General features: G+C 55.2%; 16 protein-coding genes. 6 read left to right on the top strand and 10 right to left on the bottom strand.

Going from position 1 to position 15543, the window contains the following annotated elements; genetic code table 11:
- The first annotated feature begins 95 nt into the window (after positions 1-95).
- The gene (clpS, locus tag QLQ17_RS10635; RefSeq protein WP_283209557.1) at positions 96-455 is read left to right on the top strand and encodes an ATP-dependent Clp protease adapter ClpS; all 360 of its coding nucleotides are present in this window, start codon (positions 96-98) and stop codon (positions 453-455) included.
- An 18-nt stretch (positions 456-473) separates the two neighbouring features.
- Entirely contained in the window at positions 474-2741 is a 2268-nt protein-coding gene (gene clpA, locus QLQ17_RS10630; protein ID WP_283209556.1) for an ATP-dependent Clp protease ATP-binding subunit ClpA, read from the top strand.
- A 91-nt stretch (positions 2742-2832) separates the two neighbouring features.
- Here clpA and infA read toward each other — a convergent pair whose 3' ends face one another.
- The 9 genes from infA to QLQ17_RS10585 all read right to left on the bottom strand — a co-directional run bounded on the left by infA (position 2833) and on the right by QLQ17_RS10585 (position 9795).
- Complete coding sequence (gene infA / locus QLQ17_RS10625; protein ID WP_283209555.1) at positions 2833-3051, bottom strand: translation initiation factor IF-1; 219 nt, start codon at positions 3049-3051, stop codon at positions 2833-2835.
- A gap of 80 nt (positions 3052-3131) precedes the next feature.
- On the bottom strand, positions 3132-3845 hold the full coding sequence (locus tag QLQ17_RS10620) for an arginyltransferase (RefSeq protein WP_283209554.1): 714 nt from the start codon (positions 3843-3845) through the stop codon (positions 3132-3134).
- 14 nt (positions 3846-3859) lie between these two features.
- On the bottom strand, positions 3860-4573 hold the full coding sequence (aat, locus tag QLQ17_RS10615) for a leucyl/phenylalanyl-tRNA--protein transferase (RefSeq protein WP_283209553.1): 714 nt from the start codon (positions 4571-4573) through the stop codon (positions 3860-3862).
- A 192-nt stretch (positions 4574-4765) separates the two neighbouring features.
- On the bottom strand, positions 4766-5716 hold the full coding sequence (gene trxB / locus QLQ17_RS10610) for a thioredoxin-disulfide reductase (RefSeq protein WP_283209552.1): 951 nt from the start codon (positions 5714-5716) through the stop codon (positions 4766-4768).
- Between the two features lie 45 nt (positions 5717-5761).
- Entirely contained in the window at positions 5762-6673 is a 912-nt protein-coding gene (locus QLQ17_RS10605) for an AAA family ATPase (protein WP_283209551.1), read from the bottom strand.
- 7 nt (positions 6674-6680) lie between these two features.
- Positions 6681-7622 (bottom strand): carbon-nitrogen hydrolase, encoded by a 942-nt coding sequence (locus QLQ17_RS10600; protein ID WP_283209550.1) that lies wholly within the window; start codon positions 7620-7622, stop codon positions 6681-6683.
- Positions 7619-8656, bottom strand: a complete 1038-nt coding sequence (locus tag QLQ17_RS10595; RefSeq protein ID WP_283210151.1) for an agmatine deiminase family protein — start codon at positions 8654-8656, stop codon at positions 7619-7621. The genes QLQ17_RS10600 and QLQ17_RS10595 overlap by 4 nt, the downstream gene beginning before the upstream one ends.
- Positions 8657-8748: 92 nt before the next feature.
- Entirely contained in the window at positions 8749-9057 is a 309-nt protein-coding gene (locus QLQ17_RS10590; RefSeq protein ID WP_283209549.1) for a hypothetical protein, read from the bottom strand.
- Between the two features lie 141 nt (positions 9058-9198).
- On the bottom strand, positions 9199-9795 hold the full coding sequence (locus tag QLQ17_RS10585; protein WP_283209548.1) for a PilZ domain-containing protein: 597 nt from the start codon (positions 9793-9795) through the stop codon (positions 9199-9201).
- Between the two features lie 113 nt (positions 9796-9908).
- Between QLQ17_RS10585 and QLQ17_RS10580 the strand changes: the two genes are divergently transcribed.
- Positions 9909-11150, top strand: coding sequence for a lipoprotein-releasing ABC transporter permease subunit (locus QLQ17_RS10580; RefSeq protein WP_283209547.1), 1242 nt, complete (start codon positions 9909-9911; stop codon positions 11148-11150).
- On the top strand, positions 11143-11853 hold the full coding sequence (locus QLQ17_RS10575; RefSeq protein ID WP_283209546.1) for an ABC transporter ATP-binding protein: 711 nt from the start codon (positions 11143-11145) through the stop codon (positions 11851-11853). Before QLQ17_RS10580 ends, QLQ17_RS10575 begins: the two co-directional genes overlap by 8 nt.
- Here QLQ17_RS10575 and QLQ17_RS10570 read toward each other — a convergent pair.
- Positions 11841-12374 (bottom strand): DUF2062 domain-containing protein, encoded by a 534-nt coding sequence (locus QLQ17_RS10570; protein WP_283209545.1) that lies wholly within the window; start codon positions 12372-12374, stop codon positions 11841-11843. The genes QLQ17_RS10575 and QLQ17_RS10570 overlap by 13 nt on opposite strands.
- Between QLQ17_RS10570 and QLQ17_RS10565 the strand changes: the two genes are divergently transcribed.
- Together QLQ17_RS10565 and pocA are read left to right on the top strand one after the other, a co-directional pair.
- Positions 12358-14802 (top strand): DNA internalization-related competence protein ComEC/Rec2, encoded by a 2445-nt coding sequence (locus QLQ17_RS10565; RefSeq protein WP_283209544.1) that lies wholly within the window; start codon positions 12358-12360, stop codon positions 14800-14802. The genes QLQ17_RS10570 and QLQ17_RS10565 overlap by 17 nt on opposite strands.
- Positions 14803-14912: 110 nt before the next feature.
- Complete coding sequence (pocA, locus tag QLQ17_RS10560; protein WP_283209543.1) at positions 14913-15539, top strand: flagellar polar localization protein PocA; 627 nt, start codon at positions 14913-14915, stop codon at positions 15537-15539.
- Positions 15540-15543 lie beyond the last annotated feature (4 nt).

Raw genomic sequence — 15543 nt, 5'->3', positions numbered from 1 at the left:
TGCTTAAATAAGGCTTATCCGGGCGGTTCAATGCTTGAAAACCGGGTGAGTGACAACCATCTTAGTTAAGAGGCACCGATTTCCGGTAAAGAATCATGCGGACTATCCAGAATTCTCTACTAGTATTTAATCAGGGAGATGAAGAACAGCCCGGGCGTCAGGATGACGTCAGTACGGCGCCGGAAAAGCCGGCACTTAAGCGTCCGGCACGCTTTCGGGTATTGCTTCTGAACGATGATTACACGCCCATGGACTTTGTAGTGGACGTGTTAATGAAGTTTTTCGGGATGAATGAAGAAAAGGCGACGCAGGTGATGCTGCTCGTCCATACGCAGGGAAAAGCGGTATGCGGGGTTTATTCCCGGGACATCGCAGAAACAAAGGCGGCACAGGTGAACCAGTATTCCTCGGAATGCGAACATCCGCTCCTTTGCGAGATTGAACGTGCGGACTGATAGACCTTGGGGTGGCCCATGCTGAGCAAAGATCTTGAGATTACACTGAATTCCGCCTTCAAAAGTGCGCGTGACAAGCGTCATGAGTTCATGACGGTTGAGCACTTACTGTTGGCTTTGCTCGATAACGAATCGGCAGTGGGCGTCCTGAAAGCTTGCGGTGCAGATCTGGCCCAGCTTCAGGAGGAACTGGTTGAATTTGTGGATTCAACCACGCCACTGATCCCCAGTAACGACAGCGAGCGGGAGACTCAGCCAACGCTGGGCTTTCAGCGCGTGCTGCAGCGGGCGGTATTTCACGTCCAGTCCTCTGGCAAAAAAGAGGTCACCGGTGCCAACGTACTGGTCGCTATTTTCAGCGAGCAGGAAAGTCAGGCGGTGTATGTGCTCAAGAAGCAGAGCATCGCCCGGATTGACGTGGTGAATTTTGTGTCTCACGGGATTTCCCGTGTTCAGGGAGCCGAAGACGAAGGTCACGATCAGGCTTCCCAGGAAGAGGTTGGTGAGGAAGGTTCCTCTTCCAATCCTCTGGAAAATTACGCTACGAATCTCAACGAGCAAGCGCGTCAGGGCCGTATTGACCCACTGATCGGTCGTGAGCACGAGGTTGAAAGGGTCGTCCAGATTCTGGTTCGTCGCCGTAAAAACAACCCGCTACTGGTCGGTGAGGCCGGCGTTGGCAAAACTGCAATTGCTGAAGGCCTTGCCAAGCGCATTGTGGACGGCCAGGTGCCGGACATCATTTCCGATGGCGTGGTGTATTCACTGGATCTGGGCGCGCTGCTGGCTGGTACCAAGTACCGGGGCGATTTCGAGAAGCGTCTGAAAGGGCTGCTGGCAGAGCTGAAGAAAGAAGATCACGCCATTCTGTTCATTGACGAGATCCACACCATCATTGGTGCCGGTTCTGCGTCCGGTGGCGTTATGGATGCGTCCAACCTTCTCAAGCCCATGCTCAGTTCGGGCGAGATCCGGTGTATCGGGTCAACGACCTTCCAGGAATTCCGGGGCATCTTCGAGAAAGACAGTGCGCTGGCTCGTCGATTCCAGAAGATTGATGTCAACGAACCCAGTGTCGAGGACACCTATCAGATCCTGAAAGGGTTGAAATCGCACTTCGAGAAACATCACGACCTGAAATATACCGATCAGGCCTTGAAAGTGGCTGCCGAACTGTCGGAACGTTACATCAACGATCGACACTTGCCGGACAAGGCTATCGACGTGATTGACGAAGCGGGCGCTCATCAGCGGTTGATCAACTCATCGAAGCGCAAAAAGACCATTGATGTGCCAGAAATTGAGGATGTGGTGGCTAACATCGCCCGCATTCCACCGAAGAACGTTTCCAGCAACGATAAAGACCTGCTGCGTAACCTGGAGCGGGATCTGAAGATGACCGTATTCGGTCAGGATCCGGCCATCGAGTCTCTGTCTACAGCGATTAAGCTGGCTCGCGCCGGTTTGAAGGCGCCAGAGAAACCGGAGGGTGCGTTCCTGTTCTCTGGTCCAACTGGTGTCGGCAAGACCGAGGTAACCAAACAGCTTGCAAAAGTGCTCGGCATCGAGCTTGTGCGTTTCGACATGTCTGAGTACATGGAGCGCCATACGGTGTCACGGCTGATTGGCGCGCCTCCGGGCTATGTTGGCTATGATCAGGGCGGTCTGTTGACGGAATCTGTCAGCAAACATCCGCACTGCGTGCTGCTCCTGGATGAAATTGAAAAAGCGCATCCGGAAGTCTTCAACCTGCTGCTGCAGGTGATGGATCACGGCACGCTGACGGACAATAACGGTCGCAAAGCCGATTTCCGTCACGTCATTCTAGTGATGACGACCAATGCCGGGGCAGAGAGCATGGCTCGCCGCTCGATTGGTTTCAATGAGCAGGACCATAGCTCTGACGGCATGGAAATCATCAGCAAGACCTTCACGCCGGAATTCCGCAATCGCCTGGATGGCATCATTCAGTTCGGCGATTTACAGCCGGCAACGATCACCCATGTAGTGGACAAATTCCTCACCGAGTTGCAGGCGCAGCTGGATGAGAAACATGTTGTGCTGCACGTGGATGACGAAGCCAAGGTTTGGCTGGCGGAGAAAGGCTACGACGTCACCATGGGTGCGCGTCCCATGGGTCGCCTGATTCAGGATAAGATCAAACGGCCACTGGCCGAGCAGATCCTGTTTGGGCGCCTGTCCGAAAACGGAGGTGAGGTCCACATTCATCTGAAGGATGATGAGCTGGTGTTTGAGTACGAGGATGAGCCGGCAGAAGCCGTCTGATTCGTCACTGATTCATCCGGACATCAGGCAAACAAAAAGGCCACACTTTCGAGTGTGGCCTTTTTCGTGTTCTGTCAGATGTCGGGTGAGATCAGCGAGCGCGGTAAACGATGCGCCCTTTGCTCAGGTCGTAAGGCGTCAGCTCTACCTTAACTTTATCGCCGGTCAGGATGCGGATGTAGTTCTTGCGCATTTTTCCGGAGATGTGAGCAGTCACAACGTGGCCGTTTTCAAGTTCAACACGAAACATGGTGTTTGGAAGGGTGTCGACAATAACGCCTTCCATTTCAATGACATCTGATTTCGCCATTCAGTAAAAACCTCGTAAATTGGCTTGCTTTGATTTTAAATTGCGCAATTCTGCCTGATTTGACCGGATATGGCAAAAAATCAATGCTGGTCCATGACTTGCCAGTGCCCATCACGCAGGGCTTCGATAGGCTGGAAGCGGGTCTTGTAGTTCATTTTGCGGCATTCGGCTATCCAATAGCCAAGATAAAGATAAGATAGTTCAAGGCGATTTGCCTCTTCAATTTGCCAGAGTATAGCGAAGGTTCCCAGGCTACGGTGCTCGTAGGAAGGCTCAAACACCGTGTAAATAGCAGAAAGGCCTTCGTCCAGTTTATCGACGGCGGCCAGTCCTACCAGTTGGTCCTGATCAAGGATCTCAAGAAACCAGGAGTCCGTTGCGCCTTCAACCAGAAACGATGTGAATTGTTCGCGGGAAGGCGGGTACATGTCGCCATCTGAATGGCGTTGTTCAATATATCGGGAGTAGAGATCGTAGTACCGCTCGGTAAAACTGGCCGTCACCATCCGGCAGGTCAGGTCCGAGTTCTTTTTCAGAACCCGGCGTTGACTGCGGTCTGGCATAAAATCCTCAACTTTCAACCTGACGGGTACGCACGCGTTGCAGTGTTCGCAATGAGGGCGGTAGTAGTGAGAGCCACTGCGGCGGAACCCCAGCGAGGTAAGCTGGCTGTAGAGTCGTTTGTCTACCTGTGCTCGGGGATCCACAAACATGGTGGTGGCCTGCCGGCCCGGAATATAGCTACAGTCGTGGGCGGGCGTCGCAAAGAAAACCAGTGTTCTCAGGTTGCTCATTTAACCCTCCGCGGTCACTGCGTTGGATCTGGCCAACGCCATTGAATGTCCCAGTGGTCGTGGTCGGGGCGCTGGCTGACCGATTCTTTGAGTATAGATAAAAACTCTGTGCGCGGAATAGTGCGCGCTCCCATCCGGATCAGGTGATCGCTTTCTACCTGACAGTCCATCAGACGATAGCCCCATTCTTCAAGTTGTCTTGCCAAATGGACCATCAGGACGCGTGAAGCATTGGTTTCCAGCGAGAACATGGATTCGCCGAAAAAGCAGCGACCCATTGCGATGCCGTACATCCCGCCGACCAGTTCGTTTTTGGGGTTCCAGGCTTCGATGGAGTGGGCAATGCCCTGACGATGTAGTTTGCTGTAGGCGGCGATCATGTCTTCTGTGATCCAGGTGCCTTCCGCACGGGTTTGGGCGCAAAGCCTGATGACTCTGCTGAAGGCCTGGTCACCGGTGATGGTGAAATGCTGTCGGTTAAGGGTTCGTCGCAGGCTTCTGGCGATGTGGATTTCCGATGGGAAAAGCACGCACCTTGGATTTGGTGACCACCAGAGGATGGGCTGGTCGTCGCTGAACCAGGGGAAGATGCCGCTCTGGTAGGCCAGTATTAGCCTGTCTGTTGACAGGTCGCCGCCGATGGCGAGTAAGCCGTCCGGGTCGTCCAGTGCCTGCTCGGGGTCTGGAAACCAGAGTTTTTGGGTGTCTAGCCAGGGGAGTGCGGTCATGTTTTTCTGGCTTTTGTTTTGACTGTGGTGGTGTCAGCAGTCGGGTAGGGGTGCTGGAAACACGCTCCTTCGGCACATCCATGTGGCGCTTGAGCTTCGCCATCCTTGGCTCCGCACAGTTTCCAGCACCCCCACCCGCCTACCTTTTCGAATTTCGGAGTTACCTTCCTTTCAATGAAATCCGGAGCACGTTCAGTCCTGATCCAGAAATTTCTCGGCATCCAGCGCCGCCATGCAACCAAAGCCGGCGGAGGTTACCGCCTGCCGGTAGACGTGGTCAGCCACGTCGCCGGCGGCGAAGACGCCCGGCACGCTGCTCTGGGTGGCCATGCCTTCCAGGCCGGATTTGATGCGGATGTAACCGTTTTCCATGTCCAGTTGGCCCTGGAACAGGTCGGTATTCGGTTTGTGGCCGATGGCAATGAATACCCCTGCCAGATCCATTTCCTGTGTGGAGCCGTCTTTGGTGCTTTTGATGCGCATGCCGGTGACGCCGGTGCCATCGCCCAGGACTTCGTCGAGGGTGTGGTCCCAGACGATTTTCACATTGCCGTTTTCGGCCTTCTCGAACAGCTTGTCCTGCAGAATCTTTTCAGCGCGCAGGCTGTCGCGACGGTGTACCAGAGTAACTTCGTCAGCGATGTTGGACAGGTACAGCGCCTCTTCAACGGCGGTGTTGCCGCCACCGATCACTGCAACTTTCTGTTTTTTGTAGAAGAAACCGTCGCAGGTCGCGCAAGCGGAGACGCCCTGACCCTTGAATTTCTCTTCGGATTCCAGCCCCAGGTACATGGCGGAGGCGCCGGTGGCGATGATCAGAGCGTCGCAGGTGTATTCGCCGTTATCACCCTTGAGGCGATAGGGCTTGTTGCGCAAGTCGGCTTCGTTGATGGTGTCGTAAACCACGTTGGTTTCGAAGCGTTCTGCGTGCTTCAGCATCCGTTGCATCAGTTCCGGGCCCTGGACGCCGTCATTGTCGCCGGGCCAGTTATCAACATCCGTGGTGGTGGTCAGTTGTCCGCCAACTTCGATACCGGTGATCAGGGTAGGCTTAAGGTTAGCCCGGGCGGCGTAGACTGCTGCGGTGTAGCCGGCGGGTCCGGAGCCGAGGATGATCAATCTGGAATGCTTGGTGTCGCTCATGGATGTTTCTCACTTCAATTCAAATGGTCTTGCAACGAATGGTATTTATTCGATAACGGAAACGGAAGTCAGCAAATGCCGTATCCTTTCCTGGCTCTTGCCAGATTCGCCTTGCTCCAGACGATGCTCCGCCACGGCCGGGAAGACGGCCTGTATGTCGTCTGGCAGCACATGATTGCGGCCGTTCATCATCGCCCAGGCTTTTGCGGCCCTAACCAGGCCGAGTCCGGCGCGTGGTGACAGGCCGTAGACAAGGCCGGGCATCTGGCGGCTTTGCTCCAGCAGCCTCTGGACATAATCCAGTAATGCGGGGCTGGTGGTGACTTTTTCAACCGCTTCCTGAAGGTGTTTCAGGTCGTCGACTGCAAGAATCGAGGACAGTCGGTCCGTCAGGACTCGTCGGTCTTCACCTTCCAGCAATTCTCGCTCTGCCCGGGGGTCAGGGTAGCCAAGCCGGATGCGCATCAGAAAGCGGTCAAGCTGGGATTCGGGCAGGGGATAGGTGCCGCCCTGTTCAATCGGATTCTGGGTGGCAATGACGAAAAAAGGCTTGGGCAACGGCCGGGTTTCACCTTCAATCGAGACTTGGCGCTCTTCCATGGCTTCGAGCAAGGCGCTTTGAGTTCGGGGTGATGCCCGGTTGATTTCGTCGGCCAGTACTACCTGAGCAAAAATGGGCCCGGGATGGAACACAAGAGTGCCTGCTTCCCTGTCATACATCGAAAAGCCGAGCACGTCAGCCGGCAGCAGGTCATTGGTGAACTGGATTCGCTTATAGCTCAGGCCCATGACTTTGGCCAGGGCGTGCGAGAGGGTCGTTTTGCCCATGCCAGGTATGTCTTCAATGAGCAGATGGCCTTGGGCCAGCAGACCGCAGAACGCCAGGCGTACCTGATGCTCTTTGCCCAGCAGGATGCTGTTCAGTGATTCGATGACCTGATCTGTTCTCGCCTTCATGCGCTCATCAGTCCCTTACCCGTTTAGTGATGTCGCCGTAGGCATCAATGCGACGGTCACGTAGATACGGCCAGATGCGGCGAATCGATTCACTTCGGTGTCGGTCGATGGTGGCCGAAAGAACGGTTTCAGACGATTCGTCAGCACGGGTCAGGAATTCGCCCTGCGGTCCACAGATAAAACTATTGCCCCAGAAGCGGATGCCGTCGGTGGCGCCAGACGGATCGGGTTCCGTACCGGTGCGATTGGGTGCGATGACAGGCAGGTTGTTGGCCACGGCATGGCCGCGTTGAACTGTCACCCAGGCCTCGAGCTGTCGCGCTTGTTCATCCGGGTCATCGGTGACATCCCAGCCAATGGCAGTGGGGTAGATCAGAAGCTCGGCGCCGGCCAGCGCCATCAGACGCGCGGCTTCCGGATACCACTGATCCCAGCAGACCAGAACGCCGAGTCGGCCGACACTGGTGTCGATGGGCGTGAAGCCGCTGTCACCGTTATTGAATGTGGCGTCACCAGGGGTGAAATAAAACTTTTCGTAGAAGCCGGGATCGTCCGGGATGTGCATCTTTCGATACATGCCCGCCATGGTTCCGTCGGAGTCAAATACCACCGCGGTGTTGTGGTAAACGCCGTTCATGCGCCGTTCAAATACGGAACCTACGATAACCACCTCCAGTTCCTTTGCCAGAGCTTCCAGTCGCTTGGTTGTTGGGCCAGGTACAGGCTCGGCAAGATCAAAAACGCGGGTGTCTTCGGTCTGACAGAAATAGCGAGTAGCGTGCAGCTCCTGAAGAACCACCAGTTGATGGCCATCGGATGCGGCGTGGCGCACCAGGCGCTCGGTGGTGTCGAGGTTCTGGTCTTTGTCATCGCCACACTGTTGCTGAATGGCGGCCACTTTCAGCATACGGGTATTGGTGTTACCGGTGTGTTCCGCCTGATCGGTCATGGATTCACGACTCCTGCGGGCAATTGCATGGTCACGCAATGAAGGCTGCCATGCTGAGTAATCAATGGTCTGCAATTGATGGCAACGATCTCCCGTTCCGGGAACAGGCTATTAATGATATCCAGAGCTTCGTTGTCCTGCGGCACACCGTAGACAGGAACCAGCACCGCATCATTAACGATCAGAAAATTGGCATAAGTAGCCGGAAGTCGTTCGCCGTCTTCATCGAAGATGGCATCCGGCCAGGGCAGAGCCGTCAGTTTGTAGCGAGATCCGTCGGCCCGACGAAACTGCATCAGATCATCTTCCATTGCGGCCAGAGCGCTGTAGTGCTCGTCGCTTGCATCCGGGCAGGCGACATAGCAGATATGATCTTCAGCGCAGAAACGGGCCAGGGTATCGATGTGGCTGTCTGTGTCATCGCCGGCCAGATACCCATGGTTTAGCCAGAGCACCCGTTCTGCGCCCAGAGTCTCTTTGAGCATGGCTTCAATGGCTGATCGGTCCAGCTCTGGATTGCGTGAGGGTGCCAGCAGGCATTCGGTGGTTGTCATCAGTGTGCCCGCACCGTCGGATTCCAGCGACCCGCCTTCCAGCACGAAGTCCACTGGTACCAGCGGAGTGGTTCCAAAACTGCCAAAATTGGCCAGATGTTGGTTGAGCGCGTTGTCTTTTTCCCAGGCGAATTTCCCGCCCCAGGCATTGAATCTGAAATCGAGCAGCTCGGTTTTGCCTTCGCTTGTTCGCAGCGCAATGGGGCCATGGTCGCGGGCCCAGGTATCGTCTGCAGGAGCAGGAACACCGATCACACGCCCAGGAAGTTGGTACTTCTCGGCGTACTGGTTCAGCTCTCGTTCCAGTGACTGGAGCCGTAACACGTGTTCGCAGCTGACGAGCAGGTGTTGAAATCTCAATACGGCCCGGGCGATATCCAGAAATACGGGCTCGACCTCATCCAGCACCGAACTCCAGTCCGTGCCGGGATGGGGCCAGGTGAGCATAACAGCGCTTTGAGGTTCCCACTCAGCGGGCATCACAGGTCTGGAAGTCAAGATAGGCGCACCTTGTTAAAAAGCGGTCATTCTAACGAACAGACTGCGTTGCGTCAGGAGATGAAGCCGGATTTTTAGCGATTGTGCTTGAGAACGGAGTGGATCACCCGGTTGCCTTCGAAATAGACAACAAAATTCTCGTAGTGCCACTGAGTAATGGGTGGCTCGCCGACAGGGCCGGTGATTGACTGTGGATCGCCCCAGGCGTTGCGGACAGAGGATTCGCTCAGGCCGTTACGGGGCAGATCTTGCTGCAGGCTGCGCTGTGTCTGGCTTTTCACTGACATTTTCAGCTCTTCCGCGACGGTGATGCCCGCCGGTGCCAGCAACATGGTGGCAGTGGCTGTGGCAGCACAAAGGATCTGCATTGCGCGATTTTTCATCAGTGACTCACTCCCTGGCTTGTTCTGCCCGATCTGAAAACGATATGCCGGACGTTTATAAATTGTAATTTGCGACAGATTGCCTCAAAAAACCACCCTAAATCTGTGACGTTTGGTGAATTTCTGGAGGATTCGCCTTCATTATTCGTTCTGACGTTGACGGATCTGCCATTTGAATACGTATCGGGCAATTTGCTGGCGATCAGCGTCATGGATGTTCGAAAACTCCGTGTGAATGCGGTAACAGTGGGCCTCCGCTGGCTCTACCGAGACTATTTCTGCAGTGGCGAGGGGCTGATACAGCTCGGGAGGCAAGGTCAGACGCACGGCGATACGCTCGCCGACGGCAAAATCGTCTATTGTGGAGTAAAAGGAAAGGCCTCCCTCGCTGAGCGTGACCTCCTGCCAATCCTCTGGTTGCAACGGATTTTGCTCAAAGGCCATAATGCGCTCCAGCGTATCGAGCTTGCCATTGACTGATTTGATCAGCGACGCCAGAAGTCTGTCCCGTTCTGCGAGAGCGGCCAGCTGAGAGCGCACGTCCTGATCCAGACGACGATATTCGGTACGCAGAGTGTCCAGATGGTCGCCGTTAAAAAGGCTTTCCGGAGTGCTGTCCTCGGTAATCTGACGTTTGATTTGCAGGCCGACTCGATCGCTGATGCGATAAAAATCCCGTCTGTCTTCGGGCAGATTGTTAGGGTCAGACCTCTCGTGATCGGTACCTTGCGCGGCCATTGATACTCCATAGCGCATTATTTTTGTTTCATAGTAGTAGTTTAGCAGCTTCCTGCCCGACCGTAGACGGCAGGGAATTCGAAGCACCAGAAGGCAGCGACAGGCTCCTCCCAATGTTCAGACCCCTATCACTATACATCGGCTTGCGGTACACCGCTGCCAAGCGACGTAACCACTTTATTTCTTTCATATCTCTGACTTCAATGATCGGCCTGATGCTGGGTGTGGCGGTATTGATTATCGTCCTTTCAGTAATGAATGGATTCGATCGTGAGCTTAAACAACGCATCCTGGGCATGGTTCCTCATGCAGTGATTCAGGGCAATCCGGATCTTACCGACTGGGAATCGGTTGATCGCGAAGTAGAGACCCATCCTTCGGTTCTGGCTGCGGCCCCGTTTATACAGGGGCAGGGCATGGTAACCGGTGGAGGCAACGTGCGTGGCGTGGTGCTTAACGGCGTTCTGCCGGATCAGGAACGCACCGTCTCCATCATTGAAAACCACATGATTTCCGGTGGGCTGGAGGATCTGAAATCCGGTGATTTCGGCATCATTATCGGCAAACAAATGGCCGCCAGCCTACGGCTGGGCTTGGGAGACAAAGTCACCGTCGTTCTTCCAGAGGCATCCGTTACTCCGGCTGGCGTGCTTCCGCGTTTGAAACGGTTTACGGTTCGAGGGGTTTTCAGCGTCGGAGCGGAACTGGATGGCAATTACACCCTCATTCACATGGACGACGCGTCAAAGCTGATGCGCACGGCGGGCAAGGCTCAGGGCGTCCGGCTTCTGGTTGACGACCTTTTCAAGGCGCCCAAAGTGGCGGAAGAAGTGGCTGGACAACTGTCCGGGCGCCACTACATTTCCGACTGGACTCGAACTCACGGCAACTTGTTCCAGGCCATTCGGATGGAAAAGACCATGATCGGCCTGTTACTGATGTTTATCGTGGCGGTGGCGGCTTTCAATATCGTTTCAACGCTGGTTATGGTGGTCACCGACAAAACCGCTGACATCGCCATTCTGCGAACCATGGGCGCAACTCCGGGCCGGATCATGCGAATTTTCATTGTCCAGGGCGCAGTGATCGGCCTGACGGGTACGATTGTCGGCACCGCACTGGGTATTCTTGGCGCCTATAACATCAGTGCATTCATCGCCTGGTTGGAAGCCGTGATCGGGCACCAGTTCCTGAGCTCGGATGTCTATTTCATCAGCTATCTGCCGTCTCAGCTGCTTTGGCAGGACGTGTACATCATCAGCGGTGCCGGCCTCGCGATGAGTCTACTGGCAACCATCTATCCGGCCTGGCGTGCGTCGCGGGTTGATCCGGCGGAGGCCCTTCGATATGAGTGATAAAGCAATAGTCGGTGCCGAGCAGTCGATGGTTATCGACTGCGAAAAAGTGACCCGAACTTACAGTGAAGGGCCGAGCGAGCTGACGATTTTCTCCGATATCTCCCTCAAGGTGGCTGCCGGCGAGACCATCGGTATTGTTGGTAGCAGCGGTGCCGGAAAAACTACTTTGCTGAACCTGTTGGGCGGGCTTGACCGGCCTTCGTCCGGTCATATATCAATCTGTGGCCAGGACATACATCGGCTGAGTGAAGCTGCCAGAGCCAGGTTCAGGAATCACCATCTGGGCTTTGTGTACCAGTTTCACCATCTGCTGCCTGAATTCTCGGCACTTGAGAACGTCATGCTGCCGGGAACGCTTTCTGGGCAGTCGGTGAAACAGGCTACAGAGCGCGCATCCAGCATGCTTGATCGGGTCGGGCTGGCCAGTCGCCTGCAGCACAAACCCGGCGAACTGTCAGGCGGAGAGCGCCAGCGCGTGGCTATTGCTCGGGCGCTGGTCAACGAGCCGGATTGCGTCTTAATGGATGAGCCGACTGGTAATCTTGACGAGCAGACCGGGCAGGGTGTTCAGGCGCTGATAGAAACGCTGCGTGATCAGATTGGTATCGCATTCGTTCTGGTGACTCATGACATGGCCATGGCTCGCAGCCTGGGTCGTGTGCTCCGGCTGGAGCAGGGGCAGCTGCATCAGGAGTCCTGATCAATCGGCTGCCTTGTCTGTTTACGTTCTTGCCAGTCCTTTCTGACTTTGCGTCGCCAAAGGTACTGAATGATCAGATAGGACGAGCACGCTGCAATGGTCGCCACCAGAAGTGAACCCAGATAGAGCGGGATGCCGATATCCATCAAGCGTTCGCTGATCCAGCTCCATGAAAGATTGAACTCAAAATCAAGCACCGGTCGATCCAGTATCATGGCGCCGATCTTATAGTTGAAGTAAAACATGGGCGGCATGGTGATGGGATTGCTGATCCACACCAATACGACAGATAACGGTAGGTTAGCGTTGAACCAGATAGCACAGAACGCGGCAGCGATCATCTGAAACGGCATTGGGATAAACGTAAAAAAGATACCGATCAGAAAGGCGCGTGCCACACAGTGGCGATTGATGTGCCAGAGGTTCGGTTCATGAAGAACATCGCCCAGAAAGTGCAGCGATTGGATCGCTCTCACTCGCTCGGGCGTCGGTAAATACCGTTTCATGAACTTCTTTGGCATAGGGAAGTTCTGTCGACAATTAAGGGGACAAGGATTGTCCGGAAGTTTAGTGGCCAGGGTTGGCCTCGCCTGCTTTGGTAGCGGCGTTATCTTACTGTATGGCCAGACGGCTTTGCCACCTCTGCACTGGGTTATCTTAGTGACAGCGTTGGCCTTTTTGCCACCCCTGTATGGAAGAATCTCCGGTCGAAAACTTCCGGGCACTTTTCTTTGCGTAATGATTGCTGCTTTCCTGGCCGGCTTTGCCTGGTCGATCTGGCAAGCCAAAACGCAACTCGCGGAGCGCCTGCCCCAATCAATGGAAGGCAAAATAGTGAGTGTCTCAGGCACCCTGTGTGGAGTGCCCGAGCCCGGAAGTTTTGGCAGTGTCAGGTTTCCATTCTGTGTGTCTCAATGGCACCACCTTGACGCGGAAAATCTCCCTTCTCGACTGCGACTGTCCTGGTACGGCGAAGACGCTCGCAGAGATTTGCCGCCGCAGTTGCGACTGACCGTTGTTCTGAAGCGTCCCCACGGTGCGGTTAATCCCCGCGGATTTCGTTACGAATCCTGGCTGTTCCGTCAGGGCTACGGAGCAACCGGGACCATTCGGGCTGTCGAGCCAGATCTCTCAGTGCCGTGTGGCATCACCTGCCATTATCATCGGTGGCGTGGAACACTGGTCGACGGCCTGAAAGCTCATTTGGGAAATGCAGAGTCGGCGCCGCTGATTGCCTCTCTGATGTTGGGCTACCGGGGTGACCTTGAGGCTCATCACTGGCAGGTCCTGAAGGCAACGGGCACCATTCATCTGGTCGCGATATCCGGTCTTCACCTGGGTCTGGTCGCCATTGCTGCGGGATTTCTGATTCGGCGGCTGCTGATCTGGGCGCCGGAACCCTGGCTTTCCCCCGCGCGCCTGCGGGTAATCACTTTCGCAATGGTGTGTTCAGTTACGTTAATTTATGCATTGGCGGCGGGTTTTTCCGTTCCTACCCGGCGTGCGCTTCTCATGGTTATGGTCGCTTGTTGGTGGGTGCTTTCTGCCCGTAAAAGTCAGCCGTTTGATGCGGTACTGATCGCCTTTTTTCTGGTGTTACTGCTCGATCCACTGTCTCCTCTGGACCAGGGTTTCTGGTTATCGTTTGGTGCCGTGGCGGTGCTGACCCTGGTGTTCAGCGGGCTTCTTGGTCAGAAACCCTGGTGGCAGAGCTTGATTCTGGCGCAAGTGGCGATATTCGCTGCACTCTGGCCTATTCTGGCTTTTCTGGACCAGGGACAGCCAGCAATCGGATTTGTCGCAAACCTTATTGCCATTCCTCTGGTTTCACTTCTGGTGATGCCTGCGATCTTCGCGTGCGCAGTGATTCTGCTGTTGGCACCAGGCATTGGCGACCTGGCTATCGGTGGCCTGGACATGCTGTTGGGCGGCTTCTGGTGGTTTCTTCAGGGAATATCAACGATTGAACTTCCGCTCTTGATGCCGCCAATGAGTCAATTGATCCCTGCCGCAGTCGTTATCGTTCTGGCACTGGTACTTCCTTTCACCGGATTCCGGCTGATGGCGGTCACGGTCGTGATTTTCTGGCTGACGTTTTCGGCGGTATATGTGGTTCAGCCTCTTGGAGCCAATAAGAATCCCTATACTCTGTCGGAAGTGTGGGTCTGGGATGTCGGGCAGGGTCTTTCGTTGCTGGTTCGACACGAGGGTAGAACCCTGCTTTACGACACCGGCCCGGAACTGGAGGGCGTATACTCTGCGGTTGAATCGGTGGTGGTACCGAATCTTCGGGCGCTTGGCATTGAACACATTGATACCCTGGTCATCAGCCATGCTGATAATGACCACTCGGGCGGCATTCCGCAGCTGCACGAGCACGTTTCAGTGGGCCGGATTATCAGCGGCGAACCGGAAAGGCTGCGGAAAAGGTTGGATTCAGAGCTTGGTGGTCGGGTTGAATTCTGTGAGTCTTCCAGGATTTCACAACGGTCTTTTTCTTACTGGCGTTCCGTGGAAGGCGCGCAAGGCAATGACGCGTCCTGTGTACTAACCTTGTCATTCAATCAAGGTCGTCAGACGCTGATTCTGAGTGGCGACATCAGTGAACAGGCCGAGCGGGCCTTTCTTGATGAACAGGGCGAATTGGAGGCGATCAGAAGCAGCCATTTGGTGGTCCTTGCGCCCCATCATGGTAGTAAAACATCGTCTTCCCGGTACTGGGTGGATGCATTGCAGCCTGACACGGTGGTTTTCAGCGCTGGCTACAGGCACCGGTACGGCCATCCGCATCCAGAGATTGTAAGCCGCTACGAAGCCAGTGGCAGCAGGGTGTTTAATACAGCTTCTTCGGGCGCCATACGTCTAGTGTTCGGGCTGGAAGACGTGATAGTGGAGGAAGCAAGAACATCGGCGCCGTTCTGGATCCGTCGGGGCACTGGTGCAGATTAGCCTGCAATTTCTGCTTGCTGGCGGGTGTAGCGAGTATAGAGAGCTATGCTAAAGTGTCGCCGCTTACAAACAATAGTCGCGCGGCTTGTAAATAATCAGGGAGACCCAGCGTGTTCGAGCTTCTGAAAGCGGGTGGCATCCTTATGGTGCCAATCATTGCCTGTTCCATTCTCGCCCTTGCCATCATTCTTGAGCGGTTTTATTCGCTCCGGCCCTCGAGGGTAGCGCCTCAGCAAACCATTAATGAGCTCTGGCGCTGGATCAAAAAGAAAGAATTAAATGGCAGAAAGCTCAAAGCGCTGCAAGGGTCGTCTCCGCTGGGCAGGATACTGGCAGGCGGTCTGATGAACGCCAAGCACGGCCGCGAAATCATGAAGGAAAGCATCGAGCATGAAGCCAGCCAGGTCATCCACGATCTCGAACGCTTCCTGAACCCGCTTGGCACTGTGGCAACGATTACCCCTTTGTTAGGCCTTCTGGGTACCGTCATCGGTATGATCAAGGTCTTTGCCGAGATTCAACTGGCGGGGGTTGGCAATGCGGGCAATCTGGCGGGAGGCATTTCCGAGGCATTAATCACAACGGCTTCCGGGCTGAGCGTTGCGATTCCGGCGCTGATTTGCCACCGCTACTTCATCCGCCGCGTGGATGAGTTGGTGGTAGGGATGGAACAGGAAGCCATCAAGCTGGTTGAGGTGGTCCACGGCGACCGCGAAATCGACGTGGAAGGAGCCTGAACAC

This window comes from Marinobacter sp. CHS3-4, assembly GCF_030053415.1.
In the GTDB taxonomy this organism is placed as follows: Bacteria; Pseudomonadota; Gammaproteobacteria; order Pseudomonadales; family Oleiphilaceae; genus Marinobacter.
This window is presented reverse-complemented; position numbering and strand designations above follow the sequence as displayed.